Genomic DNA, 21881 nt, shown 5'->3' with positions numbered 1-21881 from the left:
CGGTTTCACGGGTCACTGCAAGTGGATCAGTTCTTCGCGAGCAGCGTCTTGCTCTGCTCCTGCATGCCGGTGAAGACGGAGTCGTCCTTCTGCCCGGCGAAGTACGCCTCGAAGAGCGGGTTCATCGCGTCCTGGACCGCGGCGCCGTTGCCGTAGACCGGCGAGGGGTAGAGCACCTTGTTCTTCAGCATGTCGGTGAAGACGGTCAGGTCGACGCCCTCGGCGGCCAGCGCCTTGGCGGAGGCGTCCATGGACGCAGGGATGGAGGGGAAGAACGTGCCGGTGAGCGAGGCCTTGCTCTGGCAGGCCTCGGATCCCATGTAGGAGACCCACTTCCAGGCCAGGTCGGGGTTCTTGGTGCCGGCCCAGATGTTGTTGCCGTTGGAGTTGCTCATCACGGCGCGGGTCGTGCCGTCGGGGCCGTACGGGGGCGCCGCGATGCCCGCCTTGATGCCGGGGATCTTCGCGAAGGTGGAGGCCTCCCAGGAGCCGCCCATCTCCAGGGCGACCTTGTGGGAGGAGAGCAGGTCGACGTCGCTGACGCTGGAGGTGAACTCGCCGATCTTGGGGGCGTAGCCCTTGTCGGTGAGGGAGCGCACCCACTTCATCGTCTTGATGAACCGCGGGTCGCCGTAGTTGAAGACGGTGGGCCAGCTCTGCTTGTCGCCCAGGCGCCAGCCGGTGCTGGAGACGAAGGGGCTCCAGGTGGTCTGGCCGATGAAGTCCTTGGCCGCGACCTGGCCGAAGCCGAAGGTCTTGACGTGGGCCTTGTCGAAGCCCTTCTCGTCGCCGCGGTGGCCCTTCTCGTCGATGGTGAGGTGGGCGATGAGCTTGCCGAAGTCGCCGCCGTCGTCGGGGTTCCACTTCAGGGAGGCGAGCTTGTCCGCGGTGTAGCCGGCCTTGGTCAGGGCGTCCTGGTCGTAGTAGAGGGCGGCGGCGGCCCAGTCGAGCGGCAGCGCGTACTGCTTGCCGTCGGTGAACTTCCACGCGTCCACGCCCACGGAGAACCGGGACATGTCGAACTTGTCCTTGGCGATGAAGTCGTCCATCGCCAGCAGCTGGTGCTGCGAGGCGTAGGCCTGGAAGAACTGCACGCTGTTCTGGAAGGCGTCGGGGGCGTTGCCCGCGACGAAGCCGGCGGTCAGCTTGGTGAAGTAGTCGTCGACGGCGTACTGGGAGATCTTGACGGTCGTCCCGGGGTTGGCCTTCTCGAAGTCCGCGGCGCAGACCTTGTACGCGGCGGCCTGCTTGTCGTCCCAGGTCCACCAGTTGACGGTCTTCGAGCCGCCCGCGGAGGAGGAGCCGGACGAGCAGGCGGAGAGCACCGCCGCGAGGCTCAGCGTGGCGCCCAGTGCGACGACCTTGCGTATTCTCATGATTCCTTCTTTCGGGGTGGTTCCTGGTGGGCGTGGGACGACGTCTTGAGGAGCGCGCGGAAGGCGCTCAGGGTGATGGCCAGGTCCTCGGAGCCGCCGGCGTCGTGGCCGTTGAACTCCCACAGCCGCATCTGCTTGGGGCCGCCGTAGGCGTGGTACGCGGCGATCGCCGTGGCCGGCGGGCAGACCTCGTCGCGCAGCCCGGCGGAGAACCAGGCGGGGGCGGTCGCGCGGCGGGCGAAGGCGAGCCCGTCGAAGTAGCCGAGGGTCCGGAAGGTCTGCTCGACCCGGTCGCGGCGGGCGGCGAGGTAGCCGATGAGTTCCGCGTAGGGCTGCTCGCCGGTGAGGCGGGTGGCCTGCCTGATGTCGCAGAGGAACGGTGACTGGAACTGGGCGGCCGTCAGGTCCGGCACGAGGCCGGCGACGGCGAGCGCGATGCCGCCGCCCTGGCTGGGACCGGTGACGGCGACACGGGCCGGGTCCGCGTACGGCGAGCCGCGCAGGGCTTCGACGGCGCGCACGGCGTCGGTGAACACCCGGCGGTAGACGTAGGTGTCCTTGTCCTCGATGCCGCGGGTGAGGAATCCGGGGTGGGACGGGCCGCTGCCGACCGGGTCGGGGGTACCGCCGCCGCCCGCCCAGGCGCCGCCCTGACCGCGGGCGTCCACCAGCAGGTGGGCGTAGCCGGCGCAGGCCCACATCAGGTCGTCGACGGGGGCGCCGCGCCCGCTGCCGTAGCCGTGGAACTGCACGACCGCCGGCAGGGGTCCGCCGCGGTGGCGGGGCATCCGCAGCCAGCCGCGGACGGGGTGGCCGTCGAAGCCGGGGAAGACGGCGTCGAAGACGTCCACGGCCTCCAGGCCGGTGTCGACCGGGGTCAGTTCTAGCCGGGCGTCGTGGCGCCGGGCGCTGTCGAGGGTGTCCTTCCAGAAGGCGTCGAAGTCGGCGGGCTCCTGGTAGGCGCTGCGGTACGACCACAGCTCGGGGACGTCTTGTTCGGTCAGCACGGCCGCGCCTCCCCCCGCGGCCGCAGGTCGGCGCCGAGGGTGACGGCGGCCCCGGCCGGGACGCGGAGTTCGGCGGTGCGGTCGCGGTGGCGGATCCGTACCGGCACGGTGTCGTCCCCGGCGTGCCGGCGGAGCGTCACGGCGGTCAGCTCGCCGTCGCGCCAGGTGAAGTCGGCGCCGAGGCCGCCGCGGCAGCGCAGGTCCGTCGCCTGCCCGTCGGCCCATCCGGCGGGGAGGGCGGGCAGCAGGTGGACGGTGCCGGTGTGGCTCTGCAGCACCATCTCGGTGAGCGCGGCGGTGAAGCCGTAGTTGCCGTCGATCTGGAACGGCGGATGGGTGGAGAAGAGGTTGGGCAGCAGGCCGCCCCACTGCGAGCCGTCGACGGGTGCGTCGGTGCCCGGGTCGCCGGCGAGCGGCCGGGTCGCCTCGTCGAAGAGGGAGCGGGCCGTGTCGGCGTCGTGCAGCCGGGCGCGCAGCGCCATCTTCCACGCCCAGGACCAGCCCATGGCTCCGGGTCCGCGCCGGTCGAGGAGGGCGGTGGCGGCCGCGGCGAGTTCGGGGGTGGCGTCGGGGGTGATCTGGCCGAGCGGGTGGACGGTGACCATCTGCGACAGGTGACGGTGGTGCGGGTCCTGCTCGGGCAGGTCCTCGGCCCATTCCTGGAGCCAGCCGCCGGCGGCGATCCGCGGCGCGTGCAGCTTGGGCAGCGTCTCGGCGATGCGGCCGGTCAGCGGGGTGTCGAGGCCGAGCAGTCCGGCGGCGTTCAGGGTGCGTTCGAGCACGGCCCGGGTGAGGGCCATGTCCATCGCCGTGGAGCGGGTGACGGAGGCCGGGGAGCCGTCGGGGGTGAGGAAGTGGTTCTCCGGCGACGTGGAGGGGAGGGTGTCGAGGCCGCCGGCGCCGTCGTCGACCAGCCAGTCGAGCAGGAACTCCGCGCAGCCGCTGAGCAGGGGCCAGGCCCGGTCACGGAGGAAGGCGGCTTCCTGGGTGAACTCGTAGTGGTCCCAGACGTGCTGCACCAGCCAGGCGCCGCCCATCTGCCAGATCGCCCAGGACGCGGCGCCGTGGCCCATGCCGACGGGCAGGGCCCAGCCCCACATGTCGGTGTTGTGGTGGGCGACCCAGCCGCGGACGCCGTACAGCCGCGTGGCCACGTCCGTGCCGTTGGCCGCTACGCGGTCCAGCAGGTCGAAGAGCGGTTCGTGGCAGCTGCTGAGCCCCGCGGCCTCGGCGCCCCAGTAGTTCATCTGGGTGTTGATGTTGACGGTGTAGTTCGAGGACCAGGCCGGGCGCAGGTCGGCGTTCCAGATGCCCTGGAGGTTGGCGGGCGGCCCGGCGTGCGGGCGGGAGGCGGAGGCGAGCAGGTAGCGGCCGAGCTGGAACAGCACGGTGGCGGTGAGGAGTTCGTCGCCGCCGCCGAGGATGTCGCGGGCCACGTCGTAGGTGCCGGAGCGGCGCGGGCCGATGCGCAGCGATGTGCCGCCGAGGAGTCCGCGCAGGTCGGCCTCGTGGGCCTTGAGCAGATCCCCTGCGCCGCGTTCTGCGGCTCGCGCGGCGCTGCCCGCGGCGGTGTCGAGGTGGCCGGCGCGGTCTTCGGCTGCCGGCAGGCCCCGCCAGTGCCGCAGGGCCGCGGTGGAGCTGGCCACGACCGCCAGCAGCCGGGTCGCGCCGGTCACCCGCAGGGCGCCCGCGTCCGCGGTGACCTCGCCGTCGGTCTCCACCCGCAGGGCGATGGCTCCGAAGGGGTCGTAGCCGTCGACGGGACCCTCGCTGTAACGCAGGGGGTCCGTGACGCCGGGTTCGTGCGCGGGCGCGCCGTCGACGGGGATCTCGACGCCGAGGACGAGGCCGCTGCCGTCCGCGGTGCGGTGGGTCTCCTTGAGCGGGCTGGTCAGTTCGAGCCGCAGGTCCACGCTCCCGCCGTGCGCGACGAGGTCGGTGCACAGGGTCCCGGTGCCGGCGTCGGCCCAGGTCCGGCGGTCGACGGCGGTGCCGTCGGGGAGCTCGAAGGCGTCCTCGGCGAGCCCGTTGTCGAGGTTGAGGGTCCGCCCCCGGTACGTGGCCCGCTCTCCCCCGGACACGGTCAGCCACAGGTCGGCCCAGGGCAGGTACTCCTGGCTGTACGGCCCCTCGAAGGCCATCAGCAGTTCCTCGGCGCGGTGCGGGTCCCCGGCGCGCAGGGCGGCGCGGACCTCGGCCAGCCGCTCCGGGCCGGCACCGGCCGCGACCACGTCGGCCAGGGCCTTCGCCGGTCCCGCGGGGGTGCCGGACCACACGGTGGAGTCGTTGATCTGGATGCGGGAGCGGTGCGCGCCGCCGAAGACCATCGCGCCGAGCCGGCCGTTGCCGACCGGGGCGGCCTCGTTCCAGGTACTCGCGGGCGCGGGCCAGCGGAGCAGGAGATCAGAGGTGTTCATGAGGGTGCCGTCCAGGTGCGCGTACGCGGTTACTTGAGGCCGGAGAAGCCGATGGAGTTGACGATCCGCTTGCCGAAGGCGACGAAGAGCAGCAGCATCGGCAGCGCCGCGATGAGGGCGGCGGCCATCAGCCCGGCCCAGTCCGGGGCGGCCTGCGGCGAGGACTGCTTGAACACGCCCAGGGCGAGGGTCAGCGGCTGCACGCTCGCGTCGTTGGTGACCAGCAGCGGCCACATGTAGTCGTTCCAGGCGTTGACGAACATCAGCAGCGACACGGTGGCGATCGGCGCCGCCGACATCGGCAGCACGATCCGCACCAGGATCCGCAGCGGTCCGGCGCCGTCGATGATGGCCGCCTCCTCGATCTCGCTGCTGAGGCCGAGCATGAACTGCCGCAGGAAGAACAGCGTGAAGGCCTGGAACAGCCCGCCGGGCAGGATGAGCCCCGCGAAGGTGTTGGTGAGGCCGAGATCCTTGATGAGGACGAAGTTCGGCAGCAGGGTGAAGACGCTCGGCACCATCAGCGCGCTGATGAGGATCGAGAACACCAGGTTCCGGCCGCGCCAGTGCAGCCGGGAGAACGCGTAGGCCGCGCAGGCGGAGAACAGCACGATGAGCGCGGTCTGCACGGAGGCGTAGATCAGGGAGTTGCGCAGGTAGAGCGCGATGTCCAGGGACGCGCCGGAGCCGCCCTGGGCCTGGGCCTCGGCGAGGGAGGCCAGCCCGAGCGCCCGCTTGAACGCGCCGAGGGTGAAGCCGACGGGCAGCGGCGAGGAGGGGTCGGTGGCCAGCTGGTAGTTGTTGGACAGCGCGGTGCGCAGGATCCAGTAGAAGGGGAAGACCGTGGCCAGGGAGACGATCCCGAGGTAGGTCCAGGCCAGGATCCGGCCGGGGCCGGCCTTGCGGGTGCGGGGGCGCCGTACGGACTTCGTGCGGGGCGCGAGGGCGAGCGTCATCAGGGCCTCCGTCAGCTCAGGTCGGATTCGTCGGCCCTGGCGAGCCGCAACTGGGTGAAGGTGACGGTGATGAGCAGGACGAACAGCGCCAGGGACATCGTCGCCGCGTAGCCGAAGTCGAACTGCCGGAAGGCCTTGTCGTAGATGTACATCTGGAGCACGTTCGAGGCGTTGGCCGGTCCGCCCTTGGTGGTGACCGCGACGATGTCGAAGACCTGGAAGGCGTTGATCACCGTCAGCACGACCACCATCACCAGGATCGGCCGCAGCAGCGGCACGGTCAGGCGCCGGAACATCTGGAACTCGCTCGCGCCGTCGACCCGGCCGGCCTCGTAGATGGTGGGCGGGATGGTCTGGAGTCCCGCGAAGATCAGCAGCGAGTAGTACCCCATCCACTTCCACACGCTGATCGCGGCGAGGGACGGGATGGCCCACGGGCCGCTGCCGAGGAAGAGGATCGAGTGGCCGATGACGTGGTCGAGCACGATGTTGATGACGCCGAGGTGCGGGTCGAGCATCCACTGCCACACCAGCGCGGCGATCACGTTGGAGATCAGGAACGGCATGAGGATCACGCCGCGCAGCGCCGAGGAACGGGTGACGCGGTGCAGGATCACCGCCGTCACCAGGGATATCAGCGTGCCGGCGACGACCGACAGCACGACGAAGTACACGGTGACGAGGAGCGAGTGCCAGAAGACGTCGTCGCCGAACATCTCGCGGAAGTTGGCCAGTCCGACCCAGTTCGGCGGGGTGAGGACGTGGAAGTCGGTGAAGCCGAGGTAGATGCCGCGGAGGGTCGGATAGGCGTAGAAGACCGCGAAGCCGAGGACCGAGGGCAGGATGAGCAGCAGGGCGACCGGCAGGTCCCTGCGCCGGGCCGCCACCGACCTGGTGGCGGCCGGGCGCTTGGTCCTGCCCGTGTTCTTCCCCTTGGTGATGGCGGGGTTCCCGCTGGATGAGGCGGCCGTGGTGGCCTCCGCGCCGGCTGCGCCGACTGCGCCGCCAGGCGGTGGTGTCACCGGCGTCGTGTGGTTGCCCTGCGATGTGACCACCACGGCACTCTCCTTCTCTTATCGGTCGAACACGTGGTTCTGTGGTGCTTCCGCCCAGCGGTTCAGCGGCTCAGCGGGTTCGGTGCGGGTTCCGCCGCGGGTCAGAGGGTGATGCGGTCGATGTCGGACACGTAGTCGGACGGGTTGCCGAAGCCGATCGTGTTGGCGCCGGCCTTGAGTTCGACGGGCACGGTGACGGTCCGCGGCCGGCCCCACTCGTTGTCGTTGCCGCCGGGCAGCGGGAGCTGGAACGCGGTCCCGTTGACGGTGACGACGACCGTGCGGCCCGAGGAGCCGTCGGTGTAGTCGAGCTTCATCAGGTAGGTGCCGTCCTTCGGCGCCGCGACGTTGTTGACCGCCACCGAGCCGTTGCCGCCGCCGAGGTTGCCGACCTTCTTGCCGCCGGAGCAGGCCGAGCAGTCGTTGACGCTCGCGTTGCCGGTGAGGGTGTTGCCGGACGCCTCGGCCTCGTACGCGACGGGTCCGCCGGCGGCCGGGGTGGTGACCGGGACGGCCTTGCCCGCCGCCGACTGGCGGCCGCGGGAGTCGTGGGCGACGACGGTGAACGCGTAGCCGGTGGCGGCCTGGAGGCCGGTCACGGTGGCGGAGGTGCCGGTCGCGGTCGCGACCTTGGTGCCGTTCGCGTAGACGTCGTAACCGGTGGTGGCGGTACCGGTGTTCACCGGCTGCCAGGCCAGCGAGACGCTGGTGGCGGTGGAGGCGGTGGCGTGCACGGCCAGCGGCACGCCCGGCTTGCCGGTGACGGCGTCGGGGGTGACGCGCAGCAGGCGCGAGCCGTGCGGCGGCAGGTTGTCGGTGAAGCCGCCGGCGCTCTTGCCGAGGTTCTTGTGGCTCCACAGGTCGCGGACCGCGGGCTTGCCGCTGATGCCCAGGTCGCTCCAGTCGGCGGTGACGTCGGCGTAGCCCTTGCCGAGGTTGAACAGCGCCACGGTGTAGCTGCCGTCGGCGTTGCGGGCGTACCAGACCTGCTCGGGGGTCTTCTGGCTGACGGGCCGGGCCGGGTTGCCGGCCTGGTCGACCGCGATGACCTCGTCGTTGGTGAGCAGCGACAGGCCGTAGGGGTCGAGGTGGGTGAGGTCGTCGCCGATGTACAGCGGGGCGCTCTCGATGGCCCACAGCGTCATGTGGCTCTGCCGCTCGACCTCGTTGAGGCCGTCCAGAGGACCGGCGCCGACGTCGAGGGAGTCGAGGTTGTTCCAGTGGCCGGGACCGGCGTCGTCGATCCACGGGACGACGTCGTTCCACCGCTGCTTGACGGAGTTGTTCCAGGTCACCAGGGTGTCGCAGTAGCACTCGACGTCGGTGTCGATGCGCCAGCCGTTGGAGTTCTGCTTCCAGACGTCGGCCTTGTCGTGGCTGAGCGACCAGGACAGGATGAACTGGATGGGGCGGCCGGTCTTCTCCAGCGCGCTGTGCCAGGCCTGGATGTCGGGCACGTTGTTGTGCGCCTCGTCGCCCTGGTTGGAGCCCGGGCCGACACCGTCGATCTTGAGGAAGTCCACGCCCCAGTCGGCGTACTCCTGCGCGATGGAGTCGATGTACTTGGTGGTGCACGGGCTGGCGAAGTTCAGCTGGTAGGACACGTTGTCCCAGCCGCTGGTCTTGCGCAGGTCGGGGTAGACGATGTCCTTGGTGGTGCAGCCCGGCGCGTCCAGGATGGGGCTCTTGCCGTCGTTGTACGCGTCGATGTAGAGGCCGACGGCCATGTAGATACCGAACTTCAGTCCCTTGGCGTGCAGTTTGTCGCCGAGGTACTTCATGCCGTGCGGGAACTTGACGGGGTCCGCGGCCGGGCGGGCGTACTCGTCGACCACGTTCTTCTGCGTGTTCGGGTTGACGTTCCAGCCGGCGTCCACATTGACGTACTCGTAGCCGTGCGACTTCAGCTTCGAGGCCAGGATGTCCGCCTGCTGGAGGACGTGCGACTCGGTGAGCCAGGAGCCGCCGTAGCCGGGGAAGTTGGTGGACTCCAGGCTCCAGCTGCTCCAGCCCATGTAGGGCTTGGCGGCGAGCACCGGGGCGGTCCTCGTTCCGGCGGTCTGCGCGACGGCCGTGGCGGGGGCGGTGGCCGGGGCGGCGACGGCCGGCACGACGAGGGGCGCCGCGAGGGCGCCCACCGCGAGGGCGGGGAGGAAGAAGGCCCTGCGCATGCCGCTGCGCGTCCGGGGCCTGAGCCGTCTCAGACGTGCGCGTACAGCTGAACGAGCCATGGGGGTACTCCATTTCGGCGCGACGGGGTACGGCAGGACGCGGCGGCGCGCGACCGGGGCCGGCGCTGGGGCGTCCGCTGGGGTATCGACGGTGGTGCGGTCGGGGCACGGCAGGGAGGCAGCCGTGCCCCGGAGCCTTCCTCGGCGGCGGTCGTCCCGGAACGCCACCGAGGCCGGAAGTGCTGCGACCGGGGCCCGATCGCACTCCTCCCCCATGAGGACTGTCTCGTCCGCACCGACGAGGAGTGCGGCGAATGTAGCCAGGGTTTCCTTCCAGCGTCAACATATTCGTGCGGAGAAATCCGATGTCTTGACCCGCCGGGACCGGCGATCAGCCGAACTTGCCGGGCAACTCCCCAGTAGGTCATGGAAAAGATGGGATCACTGAGGTGCGTCGCACCTCTTTCTTACTTTCCGTTGGAAAGGTATGGTCCCGGCCATGAGCCTCGCCGACCAGCCCCCCGCCGCTGTCCTGGTCTTCCAGACACTCCTCGCGTACGGCCCCCTCACCCGGGCCGAGATCGGACGGCGCACGGGGCTGTCGGGCGGGGCGGTCACCAAGGCCGCCACTCCCCTGCTGGCCGACGGCTGGATCACCGAACTCGGCCGGCCGTCCGGGGAGCGGGCCAACGGCCGCCCGCCGACGCTGATCGCCGTCCACGCCGAACGCGCCCGCTTCGTCGGCGTCAAGGTGACCGGCGACGAACTCATCGGCGTGGTCACCGACCTGACCGCCCAGCCGCTGGCCTCGCGGCGCGCGAGCCTCGACTCCCGCGACGTCGGCACCGTGGTGCTGGCGATCGCCCGGCTCATCACCCAGCTCCGCAGCGCCGCGGGAGCGGAGGAGGACGGTGCCATCCACAGCGTCGGGGTCACCATCTCCGGGGACGTGGACGGGCAGACCGGCATCGTGCACTTCTCCCCGTTCCTCAACTGGCGCCGCGTCCCGCTGGCGCAGCTCGTGGAGAGCGCCACCGGCATCCCCACGGTGATCGAGAACGACGTACGGGCCCTGACCGTCGCCGAGCAGTGGTTCGGCGCCGGTGTCGGGCTGTCGTCCTTCGCCCTGGTCACGGTCGGCGCCGGCATCGGCTGCGGGCTGTCCATCGGCGGCCGGGTCGTCTCGGGGGCGCACGGGGTGTCCGGCGAGGTCGGGCACCTGCCCGTGGGCGGCACCGACCGCACGTGCACCTGTGGCAACACCGGCTGCGTGGAGACCGTCGCCTCGACGCACGCCATCACCGAGCAGGCCCGCCGGGCCACCGGCAACCCCGCGCTGACCATGGAGGAGGCGGTCCGCCTCGCCCACGCGGACGACACCGCGGTCCGCGCCGTGTTCTCCCGCGCCGGGCAGGTGATGGGCCTGGCCATGGCGTCGGTCGCCAACCTCATCGGCCCGGAGCGCATCATCATCTCCGGTGAGGGCGTGGCCTCGTACGACCTGTTCGCCGACCAGCTCCGGCAGACCTTCGCCGCCCACGCGTTCGGCGCCGCCGCCGACTGCGCCATCGAGGTCCGCCCGCTGCCCTTCGAGGAATGGGCCCGCGGGGGTGCGGCGGTCGCCGCGCAACGGGTGTTCGCCCCCTCGAAGTGACCCCCTCCGCGAACCCGAAAGGCACGTGGCCGTCACCATGACCAGGATCAGACACGTCGAGTGCAGGATGGTCTTCCTCGAACCGGAGGTCCTGCGCACCGACGCCCTGCAGACCTTCGTCCGCCAGGAGACGATCCTGGTCTCCCTCACCACGGACGACGGCCTGACCGGCACCGGCTACGCCTACACCATCGGCACGGGCGGCAGTTCGGTGCTCGCCCTGCTCCGCGACCACCTGGCCGGACCGCTCATCGGCGCCGACGCCCGCAATGTCGAGGCGCTGTGGCAGCGGCTGCTGTCGGTCACCCGGGCCACCTCGGTCGGCGCGATCACCTCGCTCGCCCTGGCCGCCCTGGACACCGCCTTGTGGGACCTGCGCTGCCTGCGCGCCGGCGAACCCCTGTGGCGGCTCGCGGGCGGCGCGCACGAGCGGCTGCCGCTGTACGACACCGAGGGCGGCTGGCTCCACCTGACCCCGGACGAACTGGCGGGCGCCGCCCTGCGGGCCAAGGAGCGCGGGCTGCGCGGGGCCAAGGTCAAGGTCGGCAAGCCCACCGCCGGTGAGGACGCGGAACGACTGGCCGCGGTCCGCGCGGCCGTCGGGCCCGACTGGGTGCTGATGGTGGACGCCAACCAGTCGATGACGGGCGCCGAGGCCGTCCGCCGGGCCCGCGCGTACGAGCCGTACGACATCGCCTGGTTCGAGGAGCCCCTCCCAGCCGACGACCTGGCCGGCCATGTCCGCCTCGCGGCCTCGACGTCGATCCCCGTCGCCGTCGGCGAGTCCCTCTACAGCGTCGGCCGCTTCGCGGAGTACCTGTCAGCGGGCGCCGCGGGCATCGTCCAGGTCGACGTCGCCCGCGTCGGCGGCATCACCCCGTGGCTGAAGACCGCGCACACCGCCGAGGCGTTCAACGTCCAGGTCGCCCCGCACTTCCTGATGGAACTGCACGCCGGCCTGGCGTGCGCGGTGCCCGCGGGGAGGTGGGTCGAGCACATCCCGCAGCTCGACGCGATCACGCGCACGCCGCTGACCGTCGAGGACGGCTGCGTGGTGCCCTCCGAGACCCCCGGCATCGGCATCGACTGGGACCAGGACGCGATCGACGATCTGCGGGTGGCCTAAATCCCCTCCGGCAGGGTCCGCTCGAACCAGTGGTGCGCGTACGGCTCGGAGTTGAAGGCCTCGGTCTCGGTGAACCCCGCGGTCTCGTAGAGGCGCCTGGCCTCCCCGAGCGTGCGGTTGGTCTCCAGGCGCAGGGTGCGCATCCCCCGGGCGGCCGCCTCGTCCGCGAGGCGCTCCAGGATGCGGCGGCCGAGGCCGAGCCCGCGTACGTCCGGTGAGGTCCACATCCGCTTCACCTCGCCGATCCGCGTCCCCGCGCCCAGCTTGAGCGCCCCGCACCCGACCGGGGAGCCCTGCGCGCTCGCCACCAGGAACAGGCCGTCGGGCAGCGTCATCTCCTGGTCGCCGGCGGAGAGGGAGCGGGCGGGGTCGAACCCGGTCTCGAAGCGCCGTCCCAGTTCCTCGAAGTAGGAGCGCAGGCAGTAACGCGCGTCGGGGGTGCGCGGGTCCGTGATGTCGATCCGCACCTGCGAGGCCAGCAGCAGCCGTTCGACCTCCGCCATCGCCGCCACCAGGCGGCCGCGCTGGCCGTCGGTGAGCGGCACGAGGATCGACTCCGCCAGTTCGTCGGACGCGCGGTCCAGCAGCCCCCGCTCGGCGGCGCCGGCCCGGGTCAGACGGACCTTGCGCACGCGCCCGTCGTCCGCGTCCGGGTCCGTGGTCACCAGGCCGTCCGACTCCAGCCGCCGCAGTTGCCGGCTCAGGTACCCCGAGTCCAGACCCAGCCGCGAGCGGAGCACGCGGACCTCCGACCCGTCCGGCTCGACCTCCCACAGCAGCCGCGACAGCCCGAGCGACCGGTCCCGCGACAGGTACGCGTCGTTCAGGGCGCCGACCCGCTGTGTGACGGCGCGGTGGAACCTGCGCACGCCGTCGATCTGCCCTCGTTCCATTCTCTGACCGTAGTCAGAGAATTTCGGAACGGCAAGTGGTCTTCGCGGGCCGCCGCGGCACCGTCACAGGCGGACGACGACGAGGGCCGTGTCGTCGGTGAGGCCGCCGGGCGGGGCGAGGTCGGCGAGCAGGGCGTCGGCGAGAGCCTCGGGGTCGGCCGCGTCGTAGCGGGCGAGGGATCCCGCAAGGCGGGCCAGGCCGGTGTCGATGTCCTCGCGGCGCCGCTCGATCAGCCCGTCGGTGTAGAGGACGAGCACGGCTCCCTCGGTGAAGGGCACCGTGGCCTGGTGGCGCAGCACGTGCTCCGGCGAGGCGGCGAGCGGTGGGTCGGTGACGCTGTCCAGGAACTCGACGGCCCCGTCCGGCCGCCGGAGCGCGGGCGGCGGGTGACCGGCCTTGCTGTAGGTGATGGTGCGGGCGGACCAGTCGACGAACGTGCAGGCCGCGGTGGTGTTCTCGGCGCCGTCGATCGACCGGGCGTGCAGCCCGAGGACCTCCAGGGCCTTTGCGGGTCCGCCCAGGACCCGGGTGGCGGCGCAGAGCGCGCTCCGCAGCTCCCCCATGATCCCGGCCGCGGGCAGACCATGGCCGACGACGTCGCCCACGGACACCGCGATGGCGTCGCCCGGCCGGTCGACCACGTCGTACCAGTCACCGCACACGTTCAGCGCGTCCTCCGCGGGCAGGTAGCGCACCGCCACCGGGTGGCGGCCGGCCGGGCGCAGGCCGGGCAGCATCGCCTCCTGGAGGCTCAGCGCGACCTCACGGGCCCGGATGAACTCGGTGACCTCCTCCACCCGGTGCAGCAGGAGCACCACCCGCCCGTCGGGGCCGAGGACGGGGACGTTCACCACGCTGACGTAGCGCTCGTCCCGTGTCCCCGTCCGCCGGGGATCGCCCACGGCGTACCGCTGGAGCGCCATCGTCTCGCGCCGCCCGGTCGTGGCCACCCGGCGCAGTGACGCCTCGACGTTGCGCAGGACCCGTACGGCGAGCTCGTCCGGGAGGCCGCCGATGTCGTCGCACAGCGGCCGCCCGATGATCTCCGCACGGCTGTGGCCCCAGGTGCGCAGGAACTCCTCGTTCGCGTCCACGTAGACCAGTTGGGGGGAGAGCAGCGCCGCCGGCCCGGGGAAGGACCGGAACACCGCCGTGTAGTCGATCGGTTCCGTCACGTCCGTCCCGTCGCCGCACCGCCGCTGTGGCCTCACACGATAGGAGGGCCACCCGCCCCGGCGGCGGCGCTCCGGTGCTGAAACGGGGCAGGTCACACGGGTGGCCCCGGCCGGCGGCCCCGCGACCACGGCGCCGGGGAACCCGGGTCGGCCGGCCCCGTTCACCGTGCGCCGTTGCGGTCGCGCGCCCGGCGCCCGGGGCCGGGGCGCGCGTCGGAGCGGTGGAAGAAAGCCGCCGGAGCCGATCGTTGGACCAGGAACCGGCGCAGTGGACATCTCAGAACGAGGTCACACCATGGCAACTCTTGGACTCATCGGCAGCGGCTCGATCGGCGGCACTCTGGCGCGGCTCGCGGTGGATGCCGGGCTGGACGTGGTCCTCAGCAATTCCCGGGGGCCGGAGACGCTCGCGGACCTGGTGTCCGGGCTCGGCCCGCGGGCGCGCGCGGCGACGCCGGCGGAGGCGGCCGCCGCGGGCGACTGGGTCGTCGTCACCATCCCCGTCAAGGCCGTCGGCCAGGTCCCGGTGGCACCGCTGACCGGGAAGACGGTCATCGACACCGGCAACTACTACCCGCAGCGGGACGGCGAGATCGCCGAGCTGAAGGACGGCGGCAGCACGGACAGCCAACTGCTCCAGCAGCATCTGCCGGAGTCCCACGTGGTGAAGGCCTTCAACAACATCTTCTTCCGCCACCTGGCCGTGCTCGCCCGGCCGAAGGGCTCGCCGGACCGCACCGCGCTGCCCGTCGCGGGCGACGACCCGGCCGCCGTCGCGCACGCCGCCGAGCTGCTGGACCTGCTCGGGTACGACGCGCTCGCCTACGGCACCCTCGCCGACAGCTGGCGCTCTCAGCCGGGCACCCCGGTCTACGGCCCGCCCTACGGGGGCGGCGCCGCCGACTTCGCGCACGCGGAGGCCACCCCCGCCTCCGCCGACACCATCCGCGCGCTCCTGGACGCGGCCACCCGCTGACCCGGTCCCGATCCCGCGCGTTGACCCGTGTCACGGGTCAACGCGCGCCGGTTCATGCGTGGTTCATGTCGCCGCCACCACCCCGCAGGAGCGTCGCTTTACCTTTCCATGGGACTTCCATTACCCGGACAAGACCATGGAGGCATCGTGCGGCCCCACAGACTTCTTCCGCTGCTCACCCGGCACACGGCCGGCAGATCGGCCCTGACCTGCCAGTACAAGTGCGGCAACGCGTGTGCGCACGAGGCTCCCAACACCAGCGACAACCCCTACCTCGGCGATGTCGTGGCCGACGCGCTCTCGCGGCGCACGATGCTGCGCACCGGCGCCGTGGTGACACTGGCCGCCGCCGCGGGCGGCCTGGTCGTGGCGAACGGCGGCGACGTGGCCGCCGCCGTGCCCGAGGCACTGCGCGGCGGCTCGCACGGCGGTGTGGACCGCGAGGCGGCCAAGGGCCTGCGCTTCGTACCCGTCAAGCCGAACACCACCGATGCCGTGGTCGTCCCCGAGGGGTACGCGCAGAGCGTGGTCATCCGCTGGGGCGACCCGATCCTGCGCGGCGCCCCCGCGTTCGACCCGGCGCGCCAGACCGCCGCGGCGCAGGCGGCGCAGTTCGGCTACAACAACGACTTCCTGCACCTGTTCGAGCTGCCCGGCGAGCGCCACCGCCACGTGCTCGTCGCCAACCACGAGTACACCGACGAGATCCTGATGTTCGCCGGATACGACGCGGCCGCGCCGACCCGGCAGCAGGTCGAGATCGCCTGGGCCGCGCACGGCCTCAGCGTGGTGGTCGTCGAGGAGGACCGGCGCTCCGGCCGCCTGTACCCGGTCAGCCGGCACGAGCTGAACCGGCGCGTCCACACCACGACCCCGTTCCGCCTGACCGGTCCCGCCGCCGGCAGCCCGCTGCTGCGCACCAAGGCGGACCCCACCGGCACCAGGGTGCTCGGCACGCTCAACAACTGCGCGGGCGGTACGACCCCGTGGGGCACCGTGCTGTCCGGCGAGGAGAACTTCAACCAGTACTTCGCCAACGCGGCCTCCGTCACCGACCCCGTGACCGCGGCCCGGCTGCAGCGCTACGGCGTGACCGGCACGGCCAGCGAGCGCAAGTGGGAGCGGTACGACGACCGCTTCGACCTGGCCAAGGAGCCCAACGAGATCAACCGCTTCGGCTGGATCGTGGAGCTGGACCCCTTCGACCCGTACTCCACCCCGCGCAAGCACACCGCGCTCGGCCGCCTCAAGCACGAGGCCGCCCAGCCGCGCCTCACCGAGGACGGGCGTCCGGTCGTCTACATGGGCGACGACGAGCGCTTTGACTACATGTACAAGTTCGTGGCCGCCAAGCCGATGCGGCACGGCTCCGGACGCTCGGTCCGCGAGTACAACATGTCGCTGCTGGACGAGGGCACGCTGTACGTCGCCCGGCTCACCGGCGACAGCCCGGCCGCGGAGCTCGACGGCTCCGGCGCCCTCCCCGGCGACGGCGCGTTCGACGGCTCCGGGGAGTGGATCAAGCTCGCGAGCGGCACGACGTCGTTCGTCGAGGGCATGACCGCCGAGGAGGTGTACCTCTTCACCCGGCTCGCGGCGGACAAGGCCGGCGCGACGAAGATGGACCGCCCCGAGGACGTGGAGCCGAGCCCGCGCACCGGTCGCGTCTATGTCGCCCTGACCAACAACACCAACCGCGGCAGGGCCGGTTCCCCCGGTCCCGACGAGGCCAACCCCCGGAGCAACAACCGGCACGGACATGTGCTGGAGCTGGCGGAGTTCTTCGACGACCCGGCCGCCGACCGCTTCGCCTGGCGGCTCTTCCTCGTCGCCGGCGACCCCTCCGACCCGTCCACGTACTTCGCGGGCTTCCCCAAGGACCAGGTCAGCCCGATCTCCTGCCCCGACAACGTGGCCTTCGACCCGCACGGCAACCTGTGGATCTCGACCGACGGCGCGCCCGGCACCCTCGGCACCCATGACGCCCTCTACGGCGTCGCCGTGCAGGGCGACAAGCGGGGCCAGGTGCGGCAGTTCCTGAGTGTGCCCAAGGGCGCCGAGACCTGCGGCCCGATCATCCAGGAGCAGCGGGTCCTGGTCGCCGTGCAGCACCCGGGCGAGACGGACGGCTCCACCTACGGCAACCCCTCCTCGCGCTGGCCGGACGGCGGGAAGGGGATCCCCCGTCCTTCCGTGGTGGTGGCGTGGCGCAAGGACGGGCACGGCATCGGCACCTGACGGCCGGGGCCGGGGCCCGGCACCGGACGCGTGAGCGCCGGTGCGGCCGGGACCGTGCCCGCGGAAGGCCGCGGGCACGGTCCCGGCCGGGTGCCGGTGCGGGTGGGGGTGTCAGCTGATGGCATTCATGACGGGGTAGTAGCCGCTCGAGTGCCCGGTGGCGGTGGGGTGGTAGGACTCCCAGCTCGGCGAGATGACGAGGGAGTGCAGGTAGTCGTCGCCGGAGCAGAGCTCGTGGTTGTTGAAGGTGTTGCGGACGTCGCCGAAGACGAAGCCGTGGGCGGCCGCCCGGGCGGCGATGACGCTGTCGAGCACGTCAGCCGCCTCGTCGATCTTGCGGTGCTTGGTGTCGGAGAGGCCGACGCAGAAGACGTTGAGGGTGTAGACGCGCGGGTAGCCCAGGACGACGACCTTGGCGTTGGGGGCCTTGGCACGGATCGCGTTGTAGGTGGCGTCCAGGCGGGCCGGGAGGGTGTTACGCGCGTAGTTCTCCGCCGTGTTGACCCGGTTGACGCAGGTGGTGTCGGACCCGGTCACGCAGGTGGTCATGACGTCCGCGAAGCCGGCGTCGTTGCCGCCGATGGTGATCGAGACCAGTCCGGTGGAGGCGTTCAGCGGACCGAGCTGACTGTTGGTCACGTCCGTGGTCACCGCGCCGGAGCAGGAGGTGTCGGCGAACGAGGACGGGGCGTGGGCGTTCTTCCACAGGTACGGGTACGCGCTGAAACTCCGGTGGCAACTACCGCTGGCGCTGTCGTAGTTGCCCGCGCCGTTGCCCGAGGAGTACGAGTCCCCGAGCGCGACGTAGGCAGGTCCGGCGGCGTGTGCCGGACTCGACAGGAGCAGACCGAACACCATGGCCATGATCAAGGTGGCGAGGGCCGACAACGACTTCGTGGGTCTCACGGAACCTCCCTGGGCGGTGAACTGACTACCACTTAGTAGCGCCAGTTCCGGCACCTTGGGAAGTGTCCATGACAATAATTCTTCCCGCGTAGATCTCGCGTTCGCCGGACGCGGAGCGGGCGTTGGCCCTGGCGTCACGCTCCGGATCGGAGCCGTCGCGGGAGCGCGTCGCACCGCGTCACAACATGAGCCACGGGCAACGGAGTTGAGGGGTTCCGACGCGCCTGTGATGACACGTCGGCGGGGCACACCGTGTGCCGCACGCCGTGGCGGCGGGGAAGCGGGACGCGGGACCGGCACCGCGGCCACTCCCCGCAGCCGGGCCGCACCCCTCCCCCACCAGGGGAATCGGCCGCGTCCGGCATATTTCGCCCCGCGTGGACGCCGACCTGAGGAGTGGCCCCCCGGACCGGCGAGGCGGGCGGCGGCGTGTGACTCCGTGGGCGATGGTGGGAGGACGCGGCACACCGGAACCGGACGAGTGGCCCGGATCACAGAAGCGGTTTCGAACTTTCCGCCCGGCGGCAACGTCCTGCTGGTGTCCGTCGCCCCTTCCTGTACGACACAGACCCGAAAGAGCCGGTTGCCCCATGAACACCCTGGTCCCCCCGTCGGTCGCCGAGCAGTCCGAGGCCGAGGCGCTGTTCCGGTTCGAGACCGCCGCCCCCGAGCCGATCCGCACCGCCCTGGGCCTGAACGCCACCCGGATCGGCGGCGGAGTCGTGCTGTCGATGCGCAACGACCCCACCCGTTACTGGAGCAAGGCCCTGGGATTCGGCGTCACCGGTCCCGTCACCGCCGGGCTGATCCGCGAGGTCTGCGACTTCTACCGGGCGGAGGGCACCCCGCAGGCCGTCCTCCAGATCGCCCCCGCGTTCCTGCCCGAGGACTGGGAGGCCATCTGCGAGAGCGAGGGCATCACCGCGGGCTCGTCCTGGGTGAAGCTCGTCGCCGCGACGGAGGACGTCGTCGCCCGCGCCGATGCCCTGGAGCAGTCCCCTACCGGGATCACCGTGGCCCCGGTCGGGGCGGGCGACGCGGCGGAGTGGGGGTCGGTGCTGGTGCGCGCGTTCGGCATGCCCGAGGAGCACTACGCCCAGCTGTCCGCGTACTCGGCCGCACAGCCGGGGTGGCACCCGTTCGCCGCCTGGCTGGACGGGGAGATCGTCGGCACAGGCACGATGTACGCCGACGGCGACACGGCCCAGTTCTTCGCCGGCGGGGTCCTCCCGCACGCGCGCAACCGCGGTGGGCAGACCGCCCTCCTGGCCGCCCGCGCCCGGGCCGCGCGGGACCTCGGCTGCCGCTTCCTGGTGGCCGAGACCGGCGCGGAGACCCCCGGCACCCGCAACCCCTCGCTGCACAACATGGTCCGGCTCGGGTTCCGGGTCGCCTACGAACGCCGCAACTGGAACTGGCAGCCCCTGCCCGAGGCGGCCTGAGACCGCGACCGGCCACGCGCCTCCACAGGGGAGGGGCGCGCGGCCGGTCGCCGGGGGCTCAGTCCTGCCAGTCCACCTTGAAGACCCACACGTGCTCCCCGGCCCTGCGGGCGGCCTCGGGGACGTCGATCACCAGTGCCCCGTTCCGTACCGTCCAGTGCAGGGGCCGGTCGTGGCCGAGCATCGTCACCGTGTCGCCGGCCCGGACGGGCACCGGCGCCCCGACGGTGAGCCGGGCGCCCGGACGGACCATGCTGTGGATGTAGAAGGCCCGGTTCGGCCGGACGGTGAAGCGCAGGTCGTCGCCGAGCTCCGCCATGAGCGACCAGTACGTCGTGTCGTAGATCGCCTCGCCGTTGGTGCGCAGCCACCGGCCGGTCTCCCGCAGCCGCCGCTGCATGATCTCCGGGATGGTGCCGTCGGCGCGCGGGCCGATGTCCAGGAGGAAGTTGCCGTTCTTGGACACGATGTCGACGAGGCTGCGCACGACCTCCTCGGCGGTCATGTAGGCGTCGTCCGGGGTCGCCCGGTTCCAGCCGTAGCTGCGCGGGTCCAGGCCGCGACTGGCCTCCCACTTGGCGACGACGGTGCTGTCGTAGGTGGTGTACTCGGGCGTGGTGTAGTCGTGGAACCCGATGCCCGAGCGGTCGTTGACGGTCACGTCGACGGGCCGGTGCCGGTTCTTGGCGTGGTTGAAGTACTCGGCCAGCACATGGACGCTGTCGTTGGAGCCGCCGATGTCGCACCACAGCACATGCGGGTCGTAGCCGTGGATCAGCTCCAGCATCTGCGGGGCCTGGTAGTCCTTCACGAAGTCCTTGCCGGCCGTGTAGCCGGTGTACGGCACGGACTCCAGGGTGTACGGATTGCGCGGGGCGTGGCCCATCCAGGGGCTGTCCGGGTTGAACCACTCCGGCATCGAGAAGTACAGCCCGCGGCGGAGTTCCGGGGCGTACCGCCGTGAGGCGTCGAAGAGTTCCCCGACCAGGTCGCGGCGCGGGCCCAGCTTCACGGAATTGCGGTCGGACACCTTGCTGTCCCACAGGGCGAATCCCTCGTGGTGCTTGGAGGTGAGCACGTGGTACTGGGCGCCGGCGTCCCGGAAGAGTTCCACCCAGGCCCGGGGGTCGAACTTCTCGGCGGTGAACATCGGGATGAAGTCGTCGTAGGCGAAGTCCTCGCCGTAGGTGGCCCGGTGGTAGGCGTACACCGCGTCGCCGGGGTTCTGCATGCTGTTCCAGTACCACTCGGCGTACTGCTGTCCCACGGGCGACCAGGCGGGCACCGAGTAGACGCCCCAGTGGATGAAGATGCCGAACTTCGCGTCCTGGAACCAGTACGGCGCCTGGTGGCCGGAGAGCGAGGTCTCGGTGGGCTCGTAGTCGGCGGTCCCCAGGGTCAGGGCGGCGCCGGCCGCGGCGGCGCGGGCGCCGCGGCCGCGGACGGTGACGGTGCCGTCCTGCCGGGTGCCGGGCGCGGTCCCCGGGCGGTTGCGGATGCCGATGCGGACGCGGGCCTGTTCGCCGGGGCCGAGGCGCCGGATGCGGACGGGCTCGACGGTACGGGCGCCGGGGACGTCCACGGTCACGGACACCTCGTCGCGGGCGAGGACCGCGACGGTGCCGGCGTTCAGGACGGTGGCCTCCACGCTCTGCGCCCCGGAGGACTCCAGGATCGAGTGCGTGGAGTGCGCTTCCCGCACCAGCAGCGCCCGTCCCTCGGCCGGTGGCTGGAGGGAGAGGGCGAAGACGTGCAGGGCCGTGCGGCCCTCCTCGGCGGGCCCGATGTCGGGCAGGGAGACGGCGACGGCCTCGCGCCCCGGGTCGATCCACACCTCCGCGACCTGGATGCCGACGCTGTGCGCGTCGGTGCCGCCGCCGGGCGTGTACCGGTACGGCGCCGACAGGGGGCCACCGGTCGCGTACCAGTCGGCGCCGCCGAGCCCGGCGGTGGTCGTGGAGCCGTCGGCGTACTGCACGGTGGCCGTGCCGGAGGCGTTGCCGTAGCTGCCGGACGTCAGGAAGACCGCGGACAGGTAGCGGCCCCTGGGCAGGTCGATGCGCTGCCCCCGGGCGACCACGTTGTTGTACGTCCCCGCCCCGGCGGCCGGGAACAGGAAGGGGATGCCGCCCACCTCGATCCGGCCCGAGGGCAGTTCCTCGCCGGGGAAGGTGTAGCCGGAACCGTCGAAGTCGCCGCCGCCGGCGGCCGCGGTGTCGATCCCGTCGTTGTCGAAGAGCGCGTCGAGCGGAACGGGTACCGGATCCGGGACGGCGGCCCAGGGGCCCGTCGCCCGCTCCCCCGCGAGCCCTGCCGCGGGCTCGGCGGCGCCGGCCGGGCCGGCGAGCGGTACGGCGACCAGGGCGGCGGCACCGGCCGCGGCTCCCAGCACCTGGCGTCGTGGATAGATGGCCATGAACAGCCCCCCAAAGGCGACTCGATTCATCGGACGTCTGATGATTGAGCCGTAGCTGATTGACTGTCAACG

15 protein-coding genes are annotated in these 21881 nt (G+C 71.8%); 5 read left to right on the top strand and 10 right to left on the bottom strand.

Annotated features, from left to right (window positions below; translation table 11 throughout):
- Positions 1 to 26: 26 nt before the first annotated feature.
- The 6 genes from ABZ883_RS11675 to ABZ883_RS11650 all read right to left on the bottom strand — a co-directional run bounded on the left by ABZ883_RS11675 (position 27) and on the right by ABZ883_RS11650 (position 8982).
- Entirely contained in the window at positions 27 to 1376 is a 1350-nt protein-coding gene (locus ABZ883_RS11675; protein ID WP_360905345.1) for a sugar ABC transporter substrate-binding protein, read from the bottom strand.
- Positions 1373 to 2383, bottom strand: a complete 1011-nt coding sequence (locus ABZ883_RS11670) for an acetylxylan esterase (protein ID WP_360905343.1) — start codon at positions 2381 to 2383, stop codon at positions 1373 to 1375. Before ABZ883_RS11670 ends, ABZ883_RS11675 begins: the two co-directional genes overlap by 4 nt.
- Positions 2377 to 4800, bottom strand: coding sequence for a glycoside hydrolase N-terminal domain-containing protein (locus ABZ883_RS11665; protein WP_360905341.1), 2424 nt, complete (start codon positions 4798 to 4800; stop codon positions 2377 to 2379). Before ABZ883_RS11665 ends, ABZ883_RS11670 begins: the two co-directional genes overlap by 7 nt.
- 29 nt (positions 4801 to 4829) lie before the next feature.
- The gene (locus ABZ883_RS11660) at positions 4830 to 5756 is read right to left on the bottom strand and encodes a carbohydrate ABC transporter permease (RefSeq protein WP_360905339.1); all 927 of its coding nucleotides are present in this window, start codon (positions 5754 to 5756) and stop codon (positions 4830 to 4832) included.
- 11 nt (positions 5757 to 5767) lie between these two features.
- A complete protein-coding gene (locus tag ABZ883_RS11655) occupies positions 5768 to 6814 on the bottom strand; it encodes a sugar ABC transporter permease (protein WP_360905337.1) in 1047 nt (348 codons plus the stop codon).
- A gap of 98 nt (positions 6815 to 6912) precedes the next feature.
- Entirely contained in the window at positions 6913 to 8982 is a 2070-nt protein-coding gene (locus tag ABZ883_RS11650; protein ID WP_360905335.1) for a CBM35 domain-containing protein, read from the bottom strand.
- A 499-nt stretch (positions 8983 to 9481) separates the two neighbouring features.
- On the opposite strand from ABZ883_RS11650, the gene ABZ883_RS11645 reads away from it, so the two are divergent.
- Together ABZ883_RS11645 and ABZ883_RS11640 are read left to right on the top strand one after the other, a co-directional pair.
- A complete protein-coding gene (locus tag ABZ883_RS11645; RefSeq protein ID WP_360905333.1) occupies positions 9482 to 10636 on the top strand; it encodes an ROK family transcriptional regulator in 1155 nt (384 codons plus the stop codon).
- A 37-nt stretch (positions 10637 to 10673) separates the two neighbouring features.
- The gene (locus ABZ883_RS11640) at positions 10674 to 11762 is read left to right on the top strand and encodes a mandelate racemase/muconate lactonizing enzyme family protein (RefSeq protein ID WP_360905331.1); all 1089 of its coding nucleotides are present in this window, start codon (positions 10674 to 10676) and stop codon (positions 11760 to 11762) included.
- Here ABZ883_RS11640 and ABZ883_RS11635 read toward each other — a convergent pair.
- On the bottom strand, positions 11759 to 12655 hold the full coding sequence (locus tag ABZ883_RS11635; protein ID WP_360905329.1) for a bifunctional helix-turn-helix transcriptional regulator/GNAT family N-acetyltransferase: 897 nt from the start codon (positions 12653 to 12655) through the stop codon (positions 11759 to 11761). The genes ABZ883_RS11640 and ABZ883_RS11635 overlap by 4 nt on opposite strands.
- A gap of 63 nt (positions 12656 to 12718) precedes the next feature.
- Positions 12719 to 13831, bottom strand: a complete 1113-nt coding sequence (locus ABZ883_RS11630; protein WP_360905327.1) for a SpoIIE family protein phosphatase — start codon at positions 13829 to 13831, stop codon at positions 12719 to 12721.
- A gap of 295 nt (positions 13832 to 14126) precedes the next feature.
- On the opposite strand from ABZ883_RS11630, the gene ABZ883_RS11625 reads away from it, so the two are divergent.
- Together ABZ883_RS11625 and ABZ883_RS11620 are read left to right on the top strand one after the other, a co-directional pair.
- Entirely contained in the window at positions 14127 to 14807 is a 681-nt protein-coding gene (locus ABZ883_RS11625) for an NAD(P)-binding domain-containing protein (protein ID WP_360905325.1), read from the top strand.
- A gap of 147 nt (positions 14808 to 14954) precedes the next feature.
- On the top strand, positions 14955 to 17045 hold the full coding sequence (locus ABZ883_RS11620) for a PhoX family phosphatase (RefSeq protein ID WP_360905323.1): 2091 nt from the start codon (positions 14955 to 14957) through the stop codon (positions 17043 to 17045).
- A gap of 111 nt (positions 17046 to 17156) precedes the next feature.
- Here ABZ883_RS11620 and ABZ883_RS11615 read toward each other — a convergent pair whose 3' ends face one another.
- Positions 17157 to 17951: an SGNH/GDSL hydrolase family protein gene (locus tag ABZ883_RS11615; protein WP_360905321.1), complete on the bottom strand. Its 795-nt coding sequence runs from the start codon at positions 17949 to 17951 to the stop codon at positions 17157 to 17159.
- 590 nt (positions 17952 to 18541) lie between these two features.
- On the opposite strand from ABZ883_RS11615, the gene ABZ883_RS11610 reads away from it, so the two are divergent.
- Positions 18542 to 19393 (top strand): GNAT family N-acetyltransferase, encoded by an 852-nt coding sequence (locus ABZ883_RS11610; RefSeq protein WP_360905318.1) that lies wholly within the window; start codon positions 18542 to 18544, stop codon positions 19391 to 19393.
- A gap of 58 nt (positions 19394 to 19451) precedes the next feature.
- Here ABZ883_RS11610 and ABZ883_RS11605 read toward each other — a convergent pair whose 3' ends face one another.
- The gene (locus tag ABZ883_RS11605; RefSeq protein ID WP_360905316.1) at positions 19452 to 21809 is read right to left on the bottom strand and encodes an alpha-L-fucosidase; all 2358 of its coding nucleotides are present in this window, start codon (positions 21807 to 21809) and stop codon (positions 19452 to 19454) included.
- Positions 21810 to 21881: the final 72 nt, after the last annotated feature.

The sequence above is a fragment of the Streptomyces sp. NPDC046977 genome, from assembly GCF_040644455.1.
GTDB lineage: Bacteria > Actinomycetota > Actinomycetes > Streptomycetales > Streptomycetaceae > Actinacidiphila.
The sequence above is the reverse complement of the archived record's forward strand: the minus strand, read 5'-3'. Positions and strand labels throughout refer to the sequence as shown.